At 69.6% G+C, this 17,880-nt stretch carries 16 protein-coding genes; 13 read left to right on the plus strand and 3 right to left on the minus strand.

Annotated elements, in window-relative coordinates:
* The first annotated feature begins 1 nt into the window (after position 1).
* From AC0KXF_RS12615 to AC0KXF_RS12645, 7 genes are all read left to right on the plus strand, one after another.
* Positions 2-886, plus strand: coding sequence for a class I fructose-bisphosphate aldolase (locus AC0KXF_RS12615; RefSeq protein ID WP_473109509.1), 885 nt, complete (start codon positions 2-4; stop codon positions 884-886).
* 27 nt (positions 887-913) lie between these two features.
* The gene (locus AC0KXF_RS12620; protein ID WP_473109510.1) at positions 914-2,422 is read left to right on the plus strand and encodes a CoA-acylating methylmalonate-semialdehyde dehydrogenase; all 1,509 of its coding nucleotides are present in this window, start codon (positions 914-916) and stop codon (positions 2,420-2,422) included.
* Positions 2,423-2,445: 23 nt separating this feature from the next.
* On the plus strand, positions 2,446-3,366 hold the full coding sequence (iolB, locus tag AC0KXF_RS12625) for a 5-deoxy-glucuronate isomerase (protein WP_473109511.1): 921 nt from the start codon (positions 2,446-2,448) through the stop codon (positions 3,364-3,366).
* A 100-nt stretch (positions 3,367-3,466) separates the two neighbouring features.
* Entirely contained in the window at positions 3,467-5,407 is a 1,941-nt protein-coding gene (gene iolD / locus AC0KXF_RS12630; RefSeq protein WP_473109512.1) for a 3D-(3,5/4)-trihydroxycyclohexane-1,2-dione acylhydrolase (decyclizing), read from the plus strand.
* 106 nt (positions 5,408-5,513) lie between these two features.
* Positions 5,514-6,440, plus strand: coding sequence for a sugar phosphate isomerase/epimerase family protein (locus AC0KXF_RS12635; protein WP_473109513.1), 927 nt, complete (start codon positions 5,514-5,516; stop codon positions 6,438-6,440).
* Between the two features lie 101 nt (positions 6,441-6,541).
* Entirely contained in the window at positions 6,542-7,558 is a 1,017-nt protein-coding gene (locus tag AC0KXF_RS12640) for a Gfo/Idh/MocA family protein (protein WP_473109514.1), read from the plus strand.
* Between the two features lie 25 nt (positions 7,559-7,583).
* Entirely contained in the window at positions 7,584-8,456 is an 873-nt protein-coding gene (locus AC0KXF_RS12645) for a sugar phosphate isomerase/epimerase family protein (RefSeq protein ID WP_473109515.1), read from the plus strand.
* A gap of 38 nt (positions 8,457-8,494) precedes the next feature.
* Here AC0KXF_RS12645 and AC0KXF_RS12650 read toward each other — a convergent pair whose 3' ends face one another.
* Positions 8,495-9,262: a sulfite exporter TauE/SafE family protein gene (locus tag AC0KXF_RS12650; RefSeq protein WP_473109516.1), complete on the minus strand. Its 768-nt coding sequence runs from the start codon at positions 9,260-9,262 to the stop codon at positions 8,495-8,497.
* Positions 9,263-9,382: 120 nt separating this feature from the next.
* On the opposite strand from AC0KXF_RS12650, the gene AC0KXF_RS12655 reads away from it, so the two are divergent.
* Positions 9,383-10,873 carry a sugar porter family MFS transporter gene (locus AC0KXF_RS12655; RefSeq protein WP_473109517.1) on the plus strand — a complete coding sequence of 497 codons (1,491 nt, stop codon included), beginning with the start codon at positions 9,383-9,385 and terminating at the stop codon, positions 10,871-10,873.
* Between the two features lie 51 nt (positions 10,874-10,924).
* Here AC0KXF_RS12655 and AC0KXF_RS12660 read toward each other — a convergent pair whose 3' ends face one another.
* Together AC0KXF_RS12660 and AC0KXF_RS12665 are read right to left on the minus strand one after the other, a co-directional pair.
* Positions 10,925-11,926: a sugar phosphate isomerase/epimerase family protein gene (locus tag AC0KXF_RS12660; protein ID WP_473109518.1), complete on the minus strand. Its 1,002-nt coding sequence runs from the start codon at positions 11,924-11,926 to the stop codon at positions 10,925-10,927.
* 2 nt (positions 11,927-11,928) lie between these two features.
* Positions 11,929-13,125, minus strand: coding sequence for a Gfo/Idh/MocA family protein (locus AC0KXF_RS12665; protein WP_473109519.1), 1,197 nt, complete (start codon positions 13,123-13,125; stop codon positions 11,929-11,931).
* Positions 13,126-13,296: 171 nt separating this feature from the next.
* On the opposite strand from AC0KXF_RS12665, the gene AC0KXF_RS12670 reads away from it, so the two are divergent.
* The 5 genes from AC0KXF_RS12670 to AC0KXF_RS12690 all read left to right on the plus strand — a co-directional run bounded on the left by AC0KXF_RS12670 (position 13,297) and on the right by AC0KXF_RS12690 (position 17,839).
* A complete protein-coding gene (locus AC0KXF_RS12670) occupies positions 13,297-14,355 on the plus strand; it encodes a LacI family DNA-binding transcriptional regulator (RefSeq protein ID WP_473109520.1) in 1,059 nt (352 codons plus the stop codon).
* 140 nt (positions 14,356-14,495) lie between these two features.
* Positions 14,496-15,512: an inositol 2-dehydrogenase gene (iolG, locus tag AC0KXF_RS12675; protein WP_473109521.1), complete on the plus strand. Its 1,017-nt coding sequence runs from the start codon at positions 14,496-14,498 to the stop codon at positions 15,510-15,512.
* A gap of 43 nt (positions 15,513-15,555) precedes the next feature.
* Positions 15,556-16,332, plus strand: coding sequence for a TIM barrel protein (locus AC0KXF_RS12680; protein WP_473109522.1), 777 nt, complete (start codon positions 15,556-15,558; stop codon positions 16,330-16,332).
* 9 nt (positions 16,333-16,341) lie between these two features.
* Positions 16,342-16,524 carry a hypothetical protein gene (locus AC0KXF_RS12685; protein ID WP_473109523.1) on the plus strand — a complete coding sequence of 61 codons (183 nt, stop codon included), beginning with the start codon at positions 16,342-16,344 and terminating at the stop codon, positions 16,522-16,524.
* Between the two features lie 268 nt (positions 16,525-16,792).
* On the plus strand, positions 16,793-17,839 hold the full coding sequence (locus tag AC0KXF_RS12690; RefSeq protein WP_473110103.1) for a LacI family DNA-binding transcriptional regulator: 1,047 nt from the start codon (positions 16,793-16,795) through the stop codon (positions 17,837-17,839).
* Positions 17,840-17,880: the final 41 nt, after the last annotated feature.

Consider the following 17,880-nt stretch of genomic DNA (forward strand, 5'->3'; position numbering starts at 1 on the left):
TATGGCACTGGACTTCGAGCGTCTGCGCGAACTGCGCGCCGCCGACCCGGCGGGCATCGGCCGCGCCCTCGCCGAGCGCCGCCGGCGCGACGTGATCCGCGGCGACGGGCGGCTGTTCATCGTCGCCGCGGATCACCCCGCCCGCGGCGCGATCGCCGTCGGCTCCAACAAGACCGCGATGGCCAACCGCTACGACCTGCTCGAGCGCATGGCGCTCGCCGTGTCGCGACCCGGCGTCGACGGTGTGCTGGGGACCCCCGACATCATCGACGACCTCGCCGCGCTCGGCCTGCTCGACGACAAGATCGTCGTGGGCTCGATGAACCGCGGCGGCCTGCGCGGCGCCTCGTTCGAGATGGACGACCGCTACACCGCGTACGACGTGCCCGCCATGAAGCGGCAGGGCATCGACTTCGCCAAGACCCTCATCCGCGTCGACCTGGACGACCCCGGCACCGCGCCCACGCTCGAGGCGACGGCCCGTGCAGTCGACGCGGCAGCTGCGTCGGAACTGCCCATCATGCTCGAGCCGTTCATGAGCGGCCGCGTCGAAGGCAGGGTCGTCAACGATCTCTCGGCCGACGCCGTGATCCTTTCGACCGCGATCGCCTCCGGCCTCGGCAACTCGAGCGCGTACACGTGGATGAAGCTGCCGGTCGTGCCCGAGATGGAGCGCGTCATGGAGGCCACGACGATGCCCACGCTGCTGCTCGGCGGCGACAACGGCGGCGATCCCGACGAGACCTTCGCCTCCTGGGAGAGCGCGCTCGCGCTCCCCGGCGTGCGCGGCCTCACCGTGGGCCGCACGCTGCTCTACCCCCACGACGACGACGTGGCGACGGCGGTCGACACCGCCGCACGCCTCGTGCACCGCGACCTGGGCTGATCCCGAACGAACCCGAAGGAGTAATTCATGTCCGACCTCCCCACCATCCCGCACTGGATCGACGGCGCCCGTCGCGAGTCGGCGAGCGGCCGCACGGCGCCCGTCTACAACCCCGCCACCGGCGAGGTGCAGGCCCACGTCGCGCTCGCCGACGAGGCAGAGATCGCCGAGGCCATCGCCTCGGCCCAGCGCGGCTTCGAGCTGTGGAGCGAGTTCTCCATGGCGAAGCGGCAGGCTGTCATCTTCAAGTTCCGCGAGCTGCTCAACGAGCGCAAGCCGCAGCTCGCCGCGATCATCACCGCCGAGCACGGCAAGGTGCTCTCCGACGCGATGGGCGAGATCCTCCGCGGGCAGGAGGTCGTGGAGCTCGCCACGGGCTTCCCGCACCTCATCAAGGGCGCGTTCTCGGAGAACGCCTCGACGGGCATCGATGTCTACTCGGTCAAGCAGCCCATCGGCGTCGCGGGCATCATCTCCCCCTTCAACTTCCCCGCGATGGTGCCGATGTGGTTCTTCCCCATCGCCATCGCCGCGGGCAACGCGGTCATTGTGAAGCCGAGCGAGAAGGACCCCTCAGCATCGCTGTGGCTCGCCGAGCTCTGGAAGGAAGCGGGGCTGCCCGACGGTGTGTTCACCGTGCTCAACGGCGACAAGCTCGCCGTCGACGGCCTGCTCACCTCGCCCGACGTGGCGTCGATCTCCTTCGTGGGCTCGACGCCGATCGCGCAGTACATCTACGAGACCGCGTCGAAGCACGGCAAGCGCGTGCAGGCGCTCGGCGGCGCGAAGAACCACATGCTGGTGCTGCCCGACGCCGACCTCGACCTCGTCGCCGACCAGGCCATCAACGCGGGCTACGGCGCCGCGGGCGAGCGCTGCATGGCGATCTCCGTGGTGCTGGCCGTCGAGCCGGTGGCTGACGAGCTGATCGAGAAGATCAAGGATCGCATCGCGAAGCTCAACATCGGCAACGGCGCGTCGAGCCCCGAGCCCGACATGGGACCGCTCATCACCGACGTGCACCGCGACAAGGTGACCGGCTACATCGACATCGCCGAGCAGGACGGCGCCACGATCGTGGTCGACGGCCGCGGCATCGCGGTCGACGGTCACGAGAACGGCTTCTTCGTCGGCCCGACGCTCATCGACAACGTGCCCACTACCTCGCGCGCCTACACCGAGGAGATCTTCGGCCCGGTGCTCGAGGTCGTGCGCGTGCAGACCTTCGAGGAGGGCGTGAACCTGATCAACTCGGGCGCCTTCGGCAACGGCACCGCGATCTTCACCAACGACGGCGGGGCGGCCCGCCGCTTCCAGCACGAGATCCAGGTCGGCATGATCGGCATCAACGTGCCGATCCCCGTGCCCGTCGCCTACCACTCCTTCGGCGGATGGAAGGCCTCGCTGTTCGGCGACGCGAAGGCCTACGGCGTGCACGGCTTCGACTTCTTCACCCGCGAGAAGGCGATTACCAGCCGCTGGCTCGATCCCGCCAAGCACGGCGGCATCAATCTCGGCTTCCCGCAGAACGACTGAGAGAAGCGGAGAGGGGCACGAACATGACTCAGCAGGCAGCGCGCTGGTTCCACCGCCGCGGTGAACTCGCCGAGGGCGGTTGGGAGACCGTGGTCGACGAGCGCACGCCCGGATGGGAGCACACCGGCATTCGAGTGGGCAGGCTCGAGCAGGGAGCGTCGCTCGACCTCGACGGTACGGGCGTCGAGCGCCTGATCGTCCCCCTCTCCGGCTCGTTCCGGGTGGCGCACACGGAGGGCGGTGAGCAGGCGGTCACCGAGCTCGCCGGCCGGTCCTCCGTCTTCGACGGCCGCACCGACATGCTCTACCTCTCGGCGGCGGCGACCGGTAGGGTCACCGCCCGCTCCGAGGGCGAGAGCCGTTTCCTCGTCGCCACCTCGCCGACCGGTATCGTGCGGCCCACCCGATACCTGTCGGTCGACGAGATCCCCGTCGAGCTGCGCGGCGCCGGGGCCTCGAGCCGCCAGGTGCACAACTTCGGCCGCAAGGAGGTGCTCGACGCCGCCCGGTTCATCGTGGTCGAGGTGATCACCCCCGCCGAGAACTGGTCGTCGTACCCGCCCCACAAGCACGACGAGCACATCCCCGGCCACGAGTCGCAGCTCGAGGAGATCTACTACTTCGAGGTGGCGCCCGTGAAGGACGCCCCCGAGGGCGTCGATCCGGATCGCGCCTTCGGCATGTTCAGCTCGTACTCGTCTCCGGCGGGGCACCTCGAGATCGATTCGCAGGTGAAGACCGGCGACGTGGCGCTCGTGCCCCACGGCTACCACGGCCCGGCGGTCGCGGCCCCCGGCTACGACATGTACTACCTCAACGTGATGGCCGGGCCCGATCCCGATCGCAGCTGGCTCATCAGCGACGACCCGGCCCACGGCTGGGTGCGCGACACCTGGGAGGGGCAGGAGCTGGATCCCCGCCTTCCCTTCGAACCCGGTCGCTGAGCCCCGCAACCCCTCCCGTTCGCTGAGCCTGTCGAAGCGATCGGGATCCACCCCTTCGACAGGCTCAGGGATCGATCCCGAACGAAACGGAGAACGCACGATGACCACCCGCCGCATGACCGTCAGCCAGGCGCTCGTCGAGTTCCTGGCGAACCAGTGGACGGTCGACCGCGCCGCAGACGGCACCGAGATCCGCGAGCGCACCATCCCCGGCATGTTCGGCATCTTCGGCCACGGCAACGTCGCGGGCGTGGGCCAGGCGCTCAAGCAGTGCAACGCCCTGAACCCCGACCTCATGCCCTACTATCAAGCGCGCAACGAGCAGGCCATGGTGCACCAGGCCGTGGGGTACGCCCGCATGCACCGGCGCCGCGGCACCTACGCCGCAGCCGCCTCGGTCGGGCCGGGCGCGAGCAACATGCTCACCGGCGCGGCGCTCGCCACCACCAACCGTCTGCCGGCGCTCCTGCTGCCGAGCGACACCTTCGCCACGCGCGTGGCGGATCCGGTGCTGCAGCAGCTCGAACAGCCCCACGACATCGGGCTCACCGTCAACGACGCGTTCCGCCCCGTCTCGAAGTTCTTCGACCGCGTGCAGCGCCCCGAGCAGCTGTTCTCGATCGCGCTCGCCGCGATGCGCGTGCTCACCGACCCGGCCGAGACGGGGGCCGTGACGATCGCGCTGCCCGAGGACGTGCAGGCCGAGGCGATGGATGTGCCCGTCGAGTTCCTGCAGCCTCGCGAGTGGCGCATCCGCCGTCCGCGCCCGGAGCGCGACGCGCTCGCCCTCGCACTCGAGGCGATCCGCGCGGCCGAGCGCCCCTTCATCGTGGCAGGTGGCGGCGTGCTCTACTCGGACGCGGAGCAGCAGCTGCGGGAGTTCGTCGAGGCGACCGGCATCCCCGTCGGCTCCTCGCAGGCCGGTGGCGGCGTGCTCGACTGGGATCATCCGCAGTACCTGGGCGGCGTCGGCGCGACCGGCACGCTCGCGGCCAACCGGCTTGCGGCCGAGGCCGATGTGATCATCGGCATCGGCACCCGCTACAGCGACTTCACCACGGCCTCGCGCACGGCGTTCCAGAACCCCGACGTGCGATTCGTGAACATCAACGTGGCGTCGTTCGACGCCTACAAGCACGGCACGCAGATCCCCGTCATCGCCGACGCCCGCGAGACGCTCCTCGAGCTGATCGACGCCCACGGCGCGTCGGGGAGCGGGGATCTGCGTGTCGATCCCTCCTACGCCGAGCGCATCGCGCACGAGAAGGCGGAGTGGGACGCGATGGTCGACGAGGCGTTCGCGCCCTCCGGTCTCGAGCTGCCGGGCCAGCCCGAGATCATCGGTGCCGTGCAGCGGGCTTCTGCGCCCCAGGACGTCATCGTGCAGGCCGCGGGGTCTCTGCCCGGCGACCTGCACAAGCTGTGGCGCGTGCGCGACCCGCTCGGCTATCACGTCGAGTACGCGTACTCGTGCATGGGCTACGAGATCGCGGGCGGGCTGGGCGCCAAGCGCGGCCTCGTCGCGGCGGGCGATGACCGCGACGTGATCGTCATGGTGGGCGACGGCTCCTACCTCATGCTCAACACCGAGCTCGTCACGGCCGTGGCCGAGGGCATCAAGATCATCGTGATCCTCATCCAGAATCACGGCTACGCCTCGATCGGTCACCTCTCGGAGACCGTGGGGTCGGAGCGCTTCGGCACCTGGTATCGCGAGTACGATGCCGAGGCGAAGAACTTCCAGGGCGATCGGGTGCTGCCGGTCGACCTGGCGATGAACGCCCGCAGCTACGGCATGGACGTCATCGAGGTCGAACCGGGCGCCGGCGCCATCGACGAGCTGCAGGCCGCGATCGCCGCGGCGAAGGCGTCGGATCGAGCCACCTTCATCCACGTCAACAGCGACCCGCTCATCTACGCGCCCGACGGCGAGGGCTGGTGGGACGTGCCGGTGCCGCAGGTGTCGACGCTCGAGACGACCCAGCGCGCCCGCGCCGAGTACGAGCAGCAGGTCGCGGCGCAGAAGCCCCTGCTGGGCTAGGTGCGTCGTTCCCGCAATGTGTGAATTGGCATATTGTCCTGTCAAATAGTGGAATCGGCGCTAGGATGTTTCGGGAACGAGTCATCGCGAGAAAGTGCGTGAGCGAATGAGCAACGAAGCAAACGGCAACCCCGGCCTGCGCATCGGCACGGCCCCCGATTCCTGGGGTGTCTGGCACGCCGACGACCCCGGGCAGGTGCCCTGGGAGCGGTTCCTCGACGAGGTGGTGCAGGCGGGCTATCAGTGGATCGAGCTGGGACCGTACGGGTACCTGCCCACCGACCCGAACCGGCTCGAGGACGAACTCGGCGAGCGCGGCCTCAAGCTCTCGGCCGGCACCGTCTTCACGGGCTTCCACAAGGGCGACGAGCAGTGGCAGCGGGCCTGGGATCAGGCCCTCGCGGTGGCGGGGCTCGCCTCGAAGCTCGGCGCCGAGCACCTCGTCGTCATCCCCGATCTGTGGCGCAGCGACGTGACGGGCGAGAACCTCGAACCGCGCACCCTCACCGACGAGCAGTGGGCGAAGCTCGCCGCCGGCCACGACCGCCTCGGCAAGGCGCTGCTCGAGGAGTTCGGCATGAAGCAGCAGTTCCACTCGCACGCCGACAGCCACGTCGGCACCACCCGCGAGGTGCTGCGCTTCCTCGACGAGACCGACCCGCGCTACACCAACCTCTGCCTCGACACCGGCCACTTCGCCTACTACGGCGGCGACAACGTGAAGCTCATCGAGGATCGCCCCGAGCGCATCGGCTACCTGCACCTCAAGCAGGTCGATCCCACGCTCCTCTTCGACGTGCTGAAGAACGACACGTCGTTCGTCGACGCGGTCGCCGACGGCATCATGATCGAGCCGCCGCACGGGGTGCCCGACCTCGCCCCCGTCATCGAGGCCGTCGCGAAGATCGACCCCGACATCTTCGCGATCGTCGAGCAGGACATGTACGGCTGCGACGTCGACCGGCCCTTCCCGATCGCCAAGCGCACCCGCGAGCACATCTTCGGCTGCACGCACCTGGCGCGTATCAGCTGACCCGGATATCGCGCGCTGAGCTTGTCGAAGCGAGCGAAACACAGACCTCGGCGATCCCTTCGACAGGCTCAGGGGACGCCTCTTCTCAGAAGGAGCGAACAATGACCGAAGAACTCCGCGTCGCCGTGGTCGGCGCCGGCATGATGGGTGCCGACCATGTCAAGCGAATCACCCACCGCATCGCCGGCGCGCGCGTCTCGGCGATCGTCGAGCCCGACGCCGGCCGCGCGGCCGCGGCCGCCGAGAACGCCCCGGGATCCGCCGCCTTCACCCGCCTCGAGGACGCGATCGAGGCCGACGCCATGGACGCGGTGCTCATCGCGACACCGGGCCAGTTCCACGCGCCCGTGCTGAAGCCCGCGCTCGCGGCGAAGCTGCCGATCCTGTGCGAGAAGCCCCTCACGCAGGACTCGGAGAGCTCGCTCGAGATCATCGAGCTCGAGCAGCGCCTCGACCGCCCGCACATCCAGCTCGGCTTCATGCGTCGCTTCGACGCCGAGTACCAGCAGTTGCGCGACCTCGTCGTCTCGGGTGAGAGCGGCGAGCTGCTCATGGTGCGCGCTCTGCACCGCAACCCCTCCGTGCCCGAGACCTACACGAACGACATGCTCATCACCGACTCGGTGGTGCACGAGTTCGACGTGGTGCCGTGGCTCGCGGGTTCGCCCGTGAAGAGCGTCGAGGTGAAGCACCCGCGCCGCAACTCGCTCGCCCCCGAGCGGCTGAGCGAGCCGATCCTCGTGATCATGGAGCTCGAGAACGGCGTGCTCGTCGATGTCGAGATGAACGTGAGCGTGCAGTTCGGTTATCAGGTCGCCACCGAGGCCGTGTTCGAGAAGGGCATCGCCCGCATCGGCCAGCCGGTGGGGCTGCAGCGCTGGGACGCCGGGTTCTTCCGCGTGAAGGAGCACGAGAGTTTCGTGACGCGTTTCGCGGCTGCCTATGACGCGCAGATCCAGCGCTGGGTCGACGCGGTGCGCCGCGGCGACCTCATCGACGGACCGAACGCGTGGGACGGCTACCTCGTGTCGCTGTCGTGCGAGGCCGGCGTCAAGGCCCTCAACGAGGGCGGCATCGTGCCCGTCGGGGCGCCCGAGCGCCCCGCCTTCTACGCCTGACCGACCGACAGCAAAGGAGCTCCCGATGGCACGCATCGCCCTCGATCCCACGCCCTACAACGGCACCACGCATCTGCTCGACTTTCCCGACCTCGTCGCGCGGCTCGGCTACGAGTACCTGCAGCTGACCCCGAATCCCGATTTCGGGCGGCACTTCCACTACCCCAAGGTCGACAGCGCGATGATCGGGGCGCTGAAGAAGCGCGCGGCGGACGCCGGGGTGACGATCACCTCGGTGCTGCCGGTGCAGCGTCTCGGCGGCCCCGAGCCGCACCAGGTGCAGGCGGCGATCCGCAACACCACGCGCTACATCGAGATCGCCGCCGAGCTTGAGGCGCCGATCCTCAACACTGAGTACTCGGGCCGCCCCGAGCGCGAGGAGGAGTCGGAGAACTGCTTCTACGACGCCATGGAGAAGCTGATCCCGGTGCTCGAGCGGGAAGGCGTCACGATGAACATCGATCCGCACCCCGACGACTTCGTCGAGGACGGGCTGGAGGGCTGGCGTATCATCCGCGGCCTCAACACCGACCGGGTCGGCTTCGTCTACGTCGCCTCGCACACCTTCCACTACGGCGACCGGGCGACGAGCCTGATCCCCGAAATCGGTGGCCGCCTCGGCGCTGTCTACACGGCCGACACCTTCGACCACACCCGCTCGAACGGCCTGCGCTACATCACCAACCCGCCCGGCAATGCCGTGCGGGTGCACCAGCACCTCGCGATCGGCGACGGCGACGTCGACTGGACGGAGCTGTTCGGCACGCTGCAGAGCAGCGGCTTCCTCGACGACCCCGACGCGCTGATCGTGTCGAACGTCTTCGCGGAGGACGAGCGGGCCGACGAGATCTCGAAGTTCCAGCTCGCGAAGATCAAGGAGCTGATCGCCGCGACGTGATTCTCTGACCGCGGTCGGCGTCACGCCGCTCGGCCGGCTCAGCTCAGCAGCAGGTAGGCCGCGCCGAGCACGGTGCAGAAGATCACGGCCCATTCGAAGGCCTGCTGCCTGATGCGGTTGGCGATCCAGCGCCCCAGGATCGCGCCTCCGATCACGCCGGGCACGAGCAGCAGATCGAGCAGCAGCGTGCCCGGCGTGATGAGGCCGAGGCCCACCGAAACAGGCAGCTTCGCGAGGTTGAGCACGGCGAAGAACCACGCCGCGGTGCCGAGGAACGCCTTGACGGGGAAGCGGGCGGCGAGGAAGTACATCGACATCACGGGACCGCCGGCGTTCGCCACCATCGTGGTGAAGCCGCCGAGCGAGCCGTAGCCGAGGCGCGCGAGCGCGGCGGCGCGATCCGACTTCGGTTCGGCGCCGAGGGGGCTGCGCCTGGCGCGCTGCCACAGGGTGAATGCGATGATGAGCAGCAGGATCACGCCGATCACCCGGCGCACCCACGCGTCGTCGGCGAGTGCGAGGAACGCGGCGCCGACTGCGAGGCCGGCGACGACGGCGGGGATGAGCTTGAGCAGCGTGGCCCAGTCGGCGTGTCGCCGGTAGCTGAGCAGCGCGAAGGCGTCGCCCACGATGAGCAGAAGGAGTAGCGCGCCCGTCGATTCGCGGGCCGGTAGGATCGCGGCGAAGGCCGCGATCGAGAGCGTGTTGATGCCGGGCAGTGCTGTCTTCGACACCCCGACGAGCACCGCGGCTACGCCGAGGAGCGCCCACGAGAGGGGCGCGATCTCGAAGAGCAACGATGTCACGGGCCCACCCTACTCGAAGTTAAGTTTGTGCAAATGTAACGACATTGTTAAGCTCGCGTTGACGCTTCATGAACCATGTGTTGCGTACTCGAAGGCGAACGAGAGACGAAGGAGTCAGTCATGTCCGGAGGCCCAGCCCCTTCAACATCCGGGAGCGTTCAGCTTCCGCCGCTCACGGACGGCCCTCACAAGAAGCGGCTCGGACTGGTTGCGGTCATCGCCACCTTCGGCGGGTTGCTCTTCGGGTACGACACCGGTGTCGCCAACGGCGCCGAGCGTCCCATGCAGGCCGAGCTCGGGCTCGACGACATCCAGCTGGGCTTCGTGATCAGCTCGCTCGTCTTCGCCGCCGCATTCGGGGCCATGATCGGTGGCTGGCTCGCAGACCGCATCGGCCGCCGCCCCACCATCATCCTCCTTGCCGTACTGTTCTTCACCGGCACCATGTTCGTCATCTTCTCGCCCGGCAGCGGCGTGCACGGCGAGTTCTCGGCGCTCGGCTACGGCGTGCTCATCTTCGGGCGCATCATGCTCGGCCTCGCGGTCGGCGGCGCGTCGTCGGTCGTGCCGGTGTACCTCGCCGAGATGGCGCCCTTCGAGATCCGTGGTTCGCTCGCGGGCCGCAACGAGCTGATGATCGTCGTCGGCCAGCTCGCCGCCTTCGTCGTCAACGCGATCCTCGCCGCTATGTTCGGCCATCACGACGGCGTGTGGCGCTACATGTTCGCGGTCTGCGCGCTGCCCGCCATCGTGCTGTTCTTCGGCATGCTGCGCATGCCCGAGTCGCCGCGCTGGCTGCTGGAGAAGGGGCGCGAGGAGGACGCTCGCGCTGTGCTGCACACCATCCGCTCGAAGGATCGTGCCGAGGCCGAGCTCGAGGACATCGAGCGCGTGGCCGAGGAGGAGCGTGCCATGGGCGAGCGCGAGGTCGGCCTGAAGGCCGTGCTCACCAACAAGAATCTGCTCATCATCCTGCTGATCGCCTGCGGCATCGGCATCGCCCAGCAGTTCACCGGCATCAACGCCATCATGTACTACGGTCAGCGCATGCTCGCCGAGTCCGGCTTCAGCGAGGACATGATCGGCTGGGTGAACATCGCGCCCGGTGTGATCGCCGTGGTCGGCGGCGTCGTCGCCGTGAACCTGATGGACCGCATCAACCGCCGCACCAACTTCCTGCTCGGCTACGGTCTCGTCTCCATCTCGCATATCCTCATCGCGATCTTCATGATCTGGGTGTTTCCGGATCCCAGCCTGACGCGCGGCTGGGTGTTCCTGGTGCTCGTGGTGATCATGGTGGGTTCGATGCAGACCTTCCTCAACATCTGCACCTGGGTCTATCTCTCCGAGATCTTCCCGCTGCGCATGCGCGGCATCGGCACCGGCGTCGCGATCTTCGTGCTGTGGATGGCCAACGGCGTGCTCGCCCTCTCGGTCCCCGCGATCGTGGGTGCGGTGAGCATGGGCCTGTTCGCGGTCTTCGCCGTCGTCAACATCCTCTCCTTCCTGTTCTTCTGGAAGTTCGTGCCCGAGACGCGCGGCCGCACGCTCGAGCAGCTCGACGAGGATGTCACGACGGGTGCGATCCGCTTGCCGTCTGCTCGGAAGTAGCGCTAGGCGCTGTCTCCCGCCGGGCCACCCGCCATCGCCGCTCGGCGGCGGTTACGCCTGGAGCGCCGCGTCGGCCTCGCGCAGCACCCGTGCTGCGACCTCGAGGCCCTCGATGCGGCCCAGCGAGACGTCCTCGTGCTCGATGTTGACCCACATCCCGGGGTCGACCTCGCGCAGGGCGCGCAGGAACTCCGTCCAGAACGCGGTGTCGTGCCCCCTGCCCAGCGCCACGAAGTCCCATGCCGACTGCTTCGGCCACTCGTTGGCCCACTCGTCGCCGCCGAGGTTGGTGCGGGGCTCGTCGGGGGAGAGGCGGCGGAACGAGTTGTCGAGCACACCGTTGAGCTGCGCGAACTCGGGGTTGATCCGCACGTCCTTGGCCGCCGCGTGGAAGACGAGCTCGCCGAGGTGACGCACCACGGCGACGGGGTCCATCTGCTGCCAGAACAGGTGCGAGGCGTCGAGCTCGACGCCGACGTGGGTGGCGCCCGTGAGGTCGACGAGTCTGTGCACGTCGGCCGAGTTGAACACGAGGTTCTGCGGGTGCAGTTCGAGGGCGACCTTGACCCCGCGGTCGGCGGCGAAGCGGTCGATCTCGCGCCAGAACTTCGCGGCGACGTCCCACTGGTAGTCGAGCACGTCGAGCGCTGCCGAGTTCCAGGCGTTGACGACCCAGTTGACGACCGTCGAACCGGGCTCGCCGCCGGGGAGACCCGACATCGTGACGACGCGGTCCTGGCCGAGGCGCGCGGCGAGCTCGATCGAGCGGCGCACATCGGCCGCGTGGGCGTCGCCGATGAGCGGCTTCGGGTGCAGCGGGTTGCCGTTGCAGTTGAGCCCGGCGATCTGCACGTCCGTGCCCTCGAACAGGCCGAGGAACTCGTCGCGGGCGGTGTCGGACTCGAGGATCGCCTCGCGGTTCGGGATGTGGGCCGGGGGCAGGAAGCCGCCCGAGTTGATCTCGATGCCGGTGAGGCCGAGGCCGCGCACGACCTCGATGGCCTCGGGGAGGCCGCGGTCGTGCAGGATCGCGTTGTAGACGCCGAGTTTCATGGTCAGTGCTCCTTCACTGCGATGGTGGATCCGCCCTGCGCGGCCGATTCGGCGACGGCGGCCAGGAACTCCATGTTGTGCACGCCGTCGTCGAAGCTCTTGCAGCGGGGCAGGGAGTCGGCCTCGGGGATGCCCGCGACCTCCTCGAGGAAGGCGCGGGCCTGGTGCACGAACAGGTCGTTCTGGCCGATGCCCACGCCCGGGGCGTCCATGGCCCAGCCGCCCGCGTACCCGGGGTGGGTAGGGCCGAGGGGCACGACGCGGTAGCCGGCGAGGTCGTCCTGATCGTCGTGCAGGATCACCTCGACCTGTCCCGGGTTCGTCTGCGACCAGCGAGCTCCGCCCTGGGAGCCGAAGACCTCGATCGCGAGATCGTTCGGGTGGCCGGCCGCGACGCGCGACACTTCGAGCGTGCCGACGCAGCGCTCGAAGCGCGCGTTGAAGGTCGCGTAGTCGTCGTTCTCGACGGGCGCGAGCTCGTCGCTCACGTTGCCGCGGGTGTGGCCGACCACGGCGCCGAGCGGCTTAGGCCGCTCCGTGATCGCGGTCGAGAAGCGCCCGCCCGAGACCTCGCGCACCTCGCCGCAGAGGTGCTCGGCGATGTAGCTGAGGTGGCTGCCCACGTCGCCGAGCGCGCCGGAGCCGGCCGGCCCCTGGTAGCGCCAGCTCATGGGGGCGTCGGGGCGGCAGCCGTAGTCGGTCCAATAGCGGCCGGAGAAGTGCAGCACCTCGCCGAGCCGCCTGTCGTCGATGAGGGATCGGATGAACGCGAGACCGGGGGCGCGCAGGTAGCTGTAGCCGATGCGCGCGAGCACGCCGCGCTCGGCGGCGTCGCGTGCGGCCTCGGCCATGGCGCGTGCGCCGTCGATCGTGTCGCTGAGCGGCTTCTCGCAGAGCACGTGCTTGCCCGCGGCGAGCAGGGCCTCGACGATCTCGCGGTGCAGGAAGTTCGCGACGACCACGCTCACGACGTCGATCGACGGATCCTCGACGATCGCGCGCCAGTCGGCGTCGTGCCGATCGAAGCCGTAGCGGGCCGCCGCCTCGGCTCCGAGCTCGACGTTGATGTCGGCGATGGAGACGAGCCGGATCGCGGGCAGGGTGGGCTTGTAGAGGGTGGAGGCCGCGCGGTAGGCGGCGGCGTGGGCCTTGCCGGCCATGCCTGCGCCGATAACGGCGACACCGAGTGATGCGGTCACGGGGATCCTTTCGGGCGAGGTGGTGCTGGTGGACTGCGGAGGAGGTGGAGCGCGGCGGGCGCCGTGCTCGCGAGATTGGGTTGGAGCGCTCCAACGCGGATCACGCTAACCTTGGTTGGTCCCCGCTGTCAACGCGAAACACCGGCGGGTGTCGAGCGAAAGGAGGGCCCGATGCGCAAGGCGCCGACCATCTACGATGTCGCCGAGCGCGCGGGGGTCTCGAAGTCGCTCGTCTCGCTCGTGCTGCGCGGCTCGCCCCGCGTGAGCGACGAGAAGCGCGAGGCCGTGCTCGCGGCCGTCTCCGAACTCGACTACACGCCGAGCCGCCTCGCCGCGGGCCTCGCGGGTACCCGCACCCGCAGTGTCGGCGTGGTCATCGATGAGTTCGAGAACCTCTGGTTCGCGACAGCACTCGCGGGCCTGCGCAGCGCGCTGGCCGCCGACGGCTACAGTCTGAGCGTCGCCGACGCCGCGCTCAACGCCCACCTCAGCCTCGACCCGATCGACGTCTTCCGCTCGCTGCGCGTCGACGGCGTCGTGCTCGCCGGAGAGATCTCGGCCGACGCCGCGCAGCGCCTCACCGTCCCTGCCGTCGTGCTCGGCACGCGCTCCATCTCCGCGCCCGGCGTGCCCGTCATCGCGAGCGACGAGACGGCGGGCGGGCGGATGGCGACGGCGCACCTCGCCGAGCTCGGTCACCGCAGCATCGTCTGCGTGTCGGCGCCCGGCCCGAGCGCCGCAGCCCGAGAGGCGGGGTACCGCGCCGAGATGATCGACCGCGGGCTGGAGCCCGTCGTCTTCCCGGCGGAGCAGACGAGCGAGGCGGCCGCGCGGCGCGCGCTCAGGGACGGTCTCGGAGGCCGGTGCGGCCTCGTGGATGTCGGCGAAGGGCGTGGGAGCGAGGGATCCCTCACCTCGGCAGAGCCCCCCTTCACCGCGGTGTTCGCGGTGAACGACCCCATGGCCGTGGGGGTGATCGGCGCGCTGCGCGAGTGCGGCTTCGAGGTGCCGCGCGACGTGTCGGTGGTCGGCTACGACGACTCGCCCCTGGCCGCCTACGAGCTCGTCTCGCTGACCTCGGTGAGCGGCGACACCGCCGAACTCGGCGAGGCGGCGGGCCGCGCCCTGCTGGCTCGGCTCGAGCGGGACTCGGATCCCGCACCCGCGCAGCTCTTCGCCCCGCGACTCGTCGTGCGGCGCTCGACGGGCGTCCCCACTCCTCGCGCATAGCGGAAAAAGCGGGGCTCCACGTCCAGTCCGCGGCCAGTTTCGGACCGGTCCAAGACCTATACTGGGAACCCTATTTGTCTGAACAAATCGGAATCGCCGGCGCACGGCCGCGCGAACCGATCCCGAGCCCGAGGACCGCGATGACGCAGAACCCGATCCGTTTCGGTTTGATCGGCACCGGCCGTATCGGCCAGGTGCACGCCGCCAGCATCGCCGCCGCGCCCGATGCCGCGCTCTCGTGGGTCGCCGACCCCTTCGTCGACGGCGCCCGGGGCGTCGTCGAGCGCTTCGGCGGCACCGCGACCGACTCTCCCGAAGAACTCATCGCCGCCGGGGCTGCAGGAGAGATCGACGCCGTGCTCATCGCGTCACCCACGCCGACCCACGTCGACCTCATCGAGGCGTCGGTCGAAGCGGGCCTGCCGGTGCTCTGCGAGAAGCCCATCGACCTCGACATCGCCCGCGTCGACGCGCTGCGCCCGCTCGTGCAGTCGAGCGGCGTGCCCGTCGCGCTCGGCTTCAACCGCCGCTTCGACCGCGACTTCGCCGCGGTGCGGGCGCGGGTCGCGGCGGGTGAGATCGGCGATCTCGAGCAACTCCTCATCATCAGCCGCGACCCCGCCGCCCCGCCGGCCGATTACGTCGCCGTGTCCGGCGGCATCTTCCGCGACATGACGATCCACGACTTCGACATGGCCCGCTTCTTCCTGCCCGAGATCGTCTCCGTCAGCGCCACCGGCACGCAGGCCTTCGACCCGGGTGCCCGCCGGCACGGCGACTTCGACACCGCGGTGACCACGCTGCGCACCGCCGCCGGTGCGGTGGTCACCATCATCAACTCGCGGCACAGCGCGATCGGCTACGACCAGCGCCTCGAAGCCTTCGGTGCCAATGGCATGCTGCAGGTCGCCAACGCGCCCACCAGTCTCGTGAGCGCCTCCACCGCAGTCGCCGTCGACGCGAAGCCAGCCTTCGGCGCGTTCTTCCTCGAGCGCTACGCGCAGGCCTACGCCGACGAACTCGCGGAGTTCGTGAAGCTCGTTCGTGGCGAGGCGTCGAGCAGCCCCACGTTCGAAGACGGCCGCGCCGCGCTCATCCTCGCCGATGCCGCTCAGCGCTCGGCCGTCGAGGGTGTGGCGGTGGCCGTCGAGGTCTGAGCAGCTTCCAGTGCCGATCCCGAAGCACCCGAAAGGACCCGACATGACCTACCGCCTCGCCGCCTGCGCGGAGATGCTTTTCCTCGAGCTGCCGTTCGAGGAGCGCGTGCGCCGCATCCACGAGCGCGGCTTCCTCGTGGAGATCTGGGACTGGAACACCAAGGACCTCGACGTGCTCGCCGCGACCGGCGCCGAGTTCTCGTCCATGACCGGTTACCTGCGCGGCGACCTCACCACCGATGAGGGCCGTGCCGAGATCATCGCGACCGCGAAGGAGTCGCTGCGCGCGGCCGAGATCATCGACTCGCCGCGCCTCAACCTGCACGGCACCGGTCTCGGCGAGGGCGGCCTGCCGGTCGTGCCCCGCGAGAGCGTGAACGGCGACGACTGGATCCGTGCCGCCGACACCCTGCGCGAACTCGCCACGCTCGGCGAGGAGGCGGGGCGCACGTTCGTGCTCGAGAACCTCAATCTCGCGGTCGATCACCCGGGCACCCCGTTCGCGCGGGCAGCCGACACGCTCGCGCTCGTGCGCGCGGTCGACCGGCCCGGCATGCGCCTCAACCTCGACCTGTACCACGCGCAGATCGGCGAGGGGAACCTCGTCTCGCTCGTCACCGAGGCGCTGCCATGGATCGGGGAGATCCAGGTCGCCGACGTGCCCGGCCGTTGCGAGCCGGGCACGGGCGAGATCCGCTACGAGGCCGTCGCCGCCGCGCTGAGGCAGCTCGGCTACGAGGGCGTGATCGGCATGGAGGCCTGGGCGAGCGGAGACCCGGACGCCGCGCTCGACGCATTCGCGGCGGCCTTCGGCGCGTAGAGTCATTCCGTGGGCGAGAACAAAAACGAGCGCAACATCTACCGCGCGATCGTACTCGTGCTCGGTCTCGGGGCCGCGATCGGCCTGATCTGGTACCTCAGCCAGGGCGGCGAGGGGCTGCAGGGGGACGGCGTCTTCGAGATCTTCTCGAATCTGCCCGACCCGAATAATCAGGGCGGCAAAGGGGAGTAGCGACCGCCGGACGGCGCAAAGGGGTGAATCGACAGTGATCCTCACCCATATTTTCCTCTGCGAGATACGGATCTCGCAGGCCTGCCGGCGAATCCGCATGCGAAATCCGTCTCTCGAGCAGCGGCGAACAGCTGAAGTACGGACCGGAACGCGACGTCGAGGAGCCCTCGGGCCGGAGATGGGATGGTGAGCGAGGCCGTAGGATTGGGGAGGTCCCGCGGCTCGGGCAGGAAGCGCCTCGGGCTGCATCAGCGGAGGCGGATTGACGATGACGGAACGAGCAGCGGGTGAGAGCGCCCCTCTTCGTGCCCGTCCGCCCACGATCCGTGATGTGGCACGCGAAGCCGGCGTCTCCAAGTCGCTCGTCTCACTCGTCTTCAATGGCGGCGAGAACGTGAGCGAGGAGCGCAGGCTGCGTGTGCTGCGCGCGGCGGAGCGCCTCGGCTACCGGCCCAACCTGGTCGCGCAGTCGCTCTCGGCTGGACGCCGCGATCTCGTCGCGATCCTCGTCTCCAATCTCTCGAACCCGATCTTCGCCGAGATCGTCGGCGCCGCGAAGGCCCGCCTCAGCGAGGCCGGCCAGCGCACCATGATCGTGACCGCGCAGGTCGACGACGGCAGCGGCGAGCCCGTGCTCGACCGCGACAACCTCGCCGTGCTGCGTGACCTGCGCCCGGCCGGCCTCCTCGCGGTCGGCACCATCCCCGAGTTCGCCGAGCTGTCGGATCTCACCGCTACGATCCCCACGGTCGTGGCGAGCGGCATCGACGCGACGGACGACACGGTGGCGGCTGTGCGCACGGACGACGACGCCGGTATCGGCCTCGTGGTGGACCACCTGGCCGATCAGGGGCTGGAGCGCATCGTCTTCGTCGGCGGCGACGGCGGCACCGTCTCGGCGTCACGCGAGCGCGCCTTCCGGGCGGCCGTGGCCCGTCGCGGGCTCGACGGCTCGACCCGGGTGGAGCGCGCCGACTTCACCGAGACCGGCGCCCGGCGCGCAGTGGGGCGGATCCTGGCGGCGGGCCCCCCGCCCGAGGCGATCGTCGCGGTCAACGACCTCACCGCCCTCGGCGTGATCGCCGCGCTCGAGGAGGGTGGCGTGCGAGTGCCCGAGGGGTGCCGGGTGACGGGCTACGACGACTCGACGCTCGCGGCGATCCCGCGCATCTCGCTCACCACCGTCGATCCGCACAACCGCCGTATCGGGCGCGAGGCGGCCGAGGCGCTGCTCGCCGCCTCGGGACCGTTCCGGCTCGGACGCGAGGTACTGATCTCGCCGAGCCTGGTGGTGCGGGGCTCGACGGCGGGCTGATCCAGCGTCCTGTGCCTCGGAGGAGCGCGCACCCGGCGGAT

The organism is Leucobacter holotrichiae (assembly GCF_055791005.1).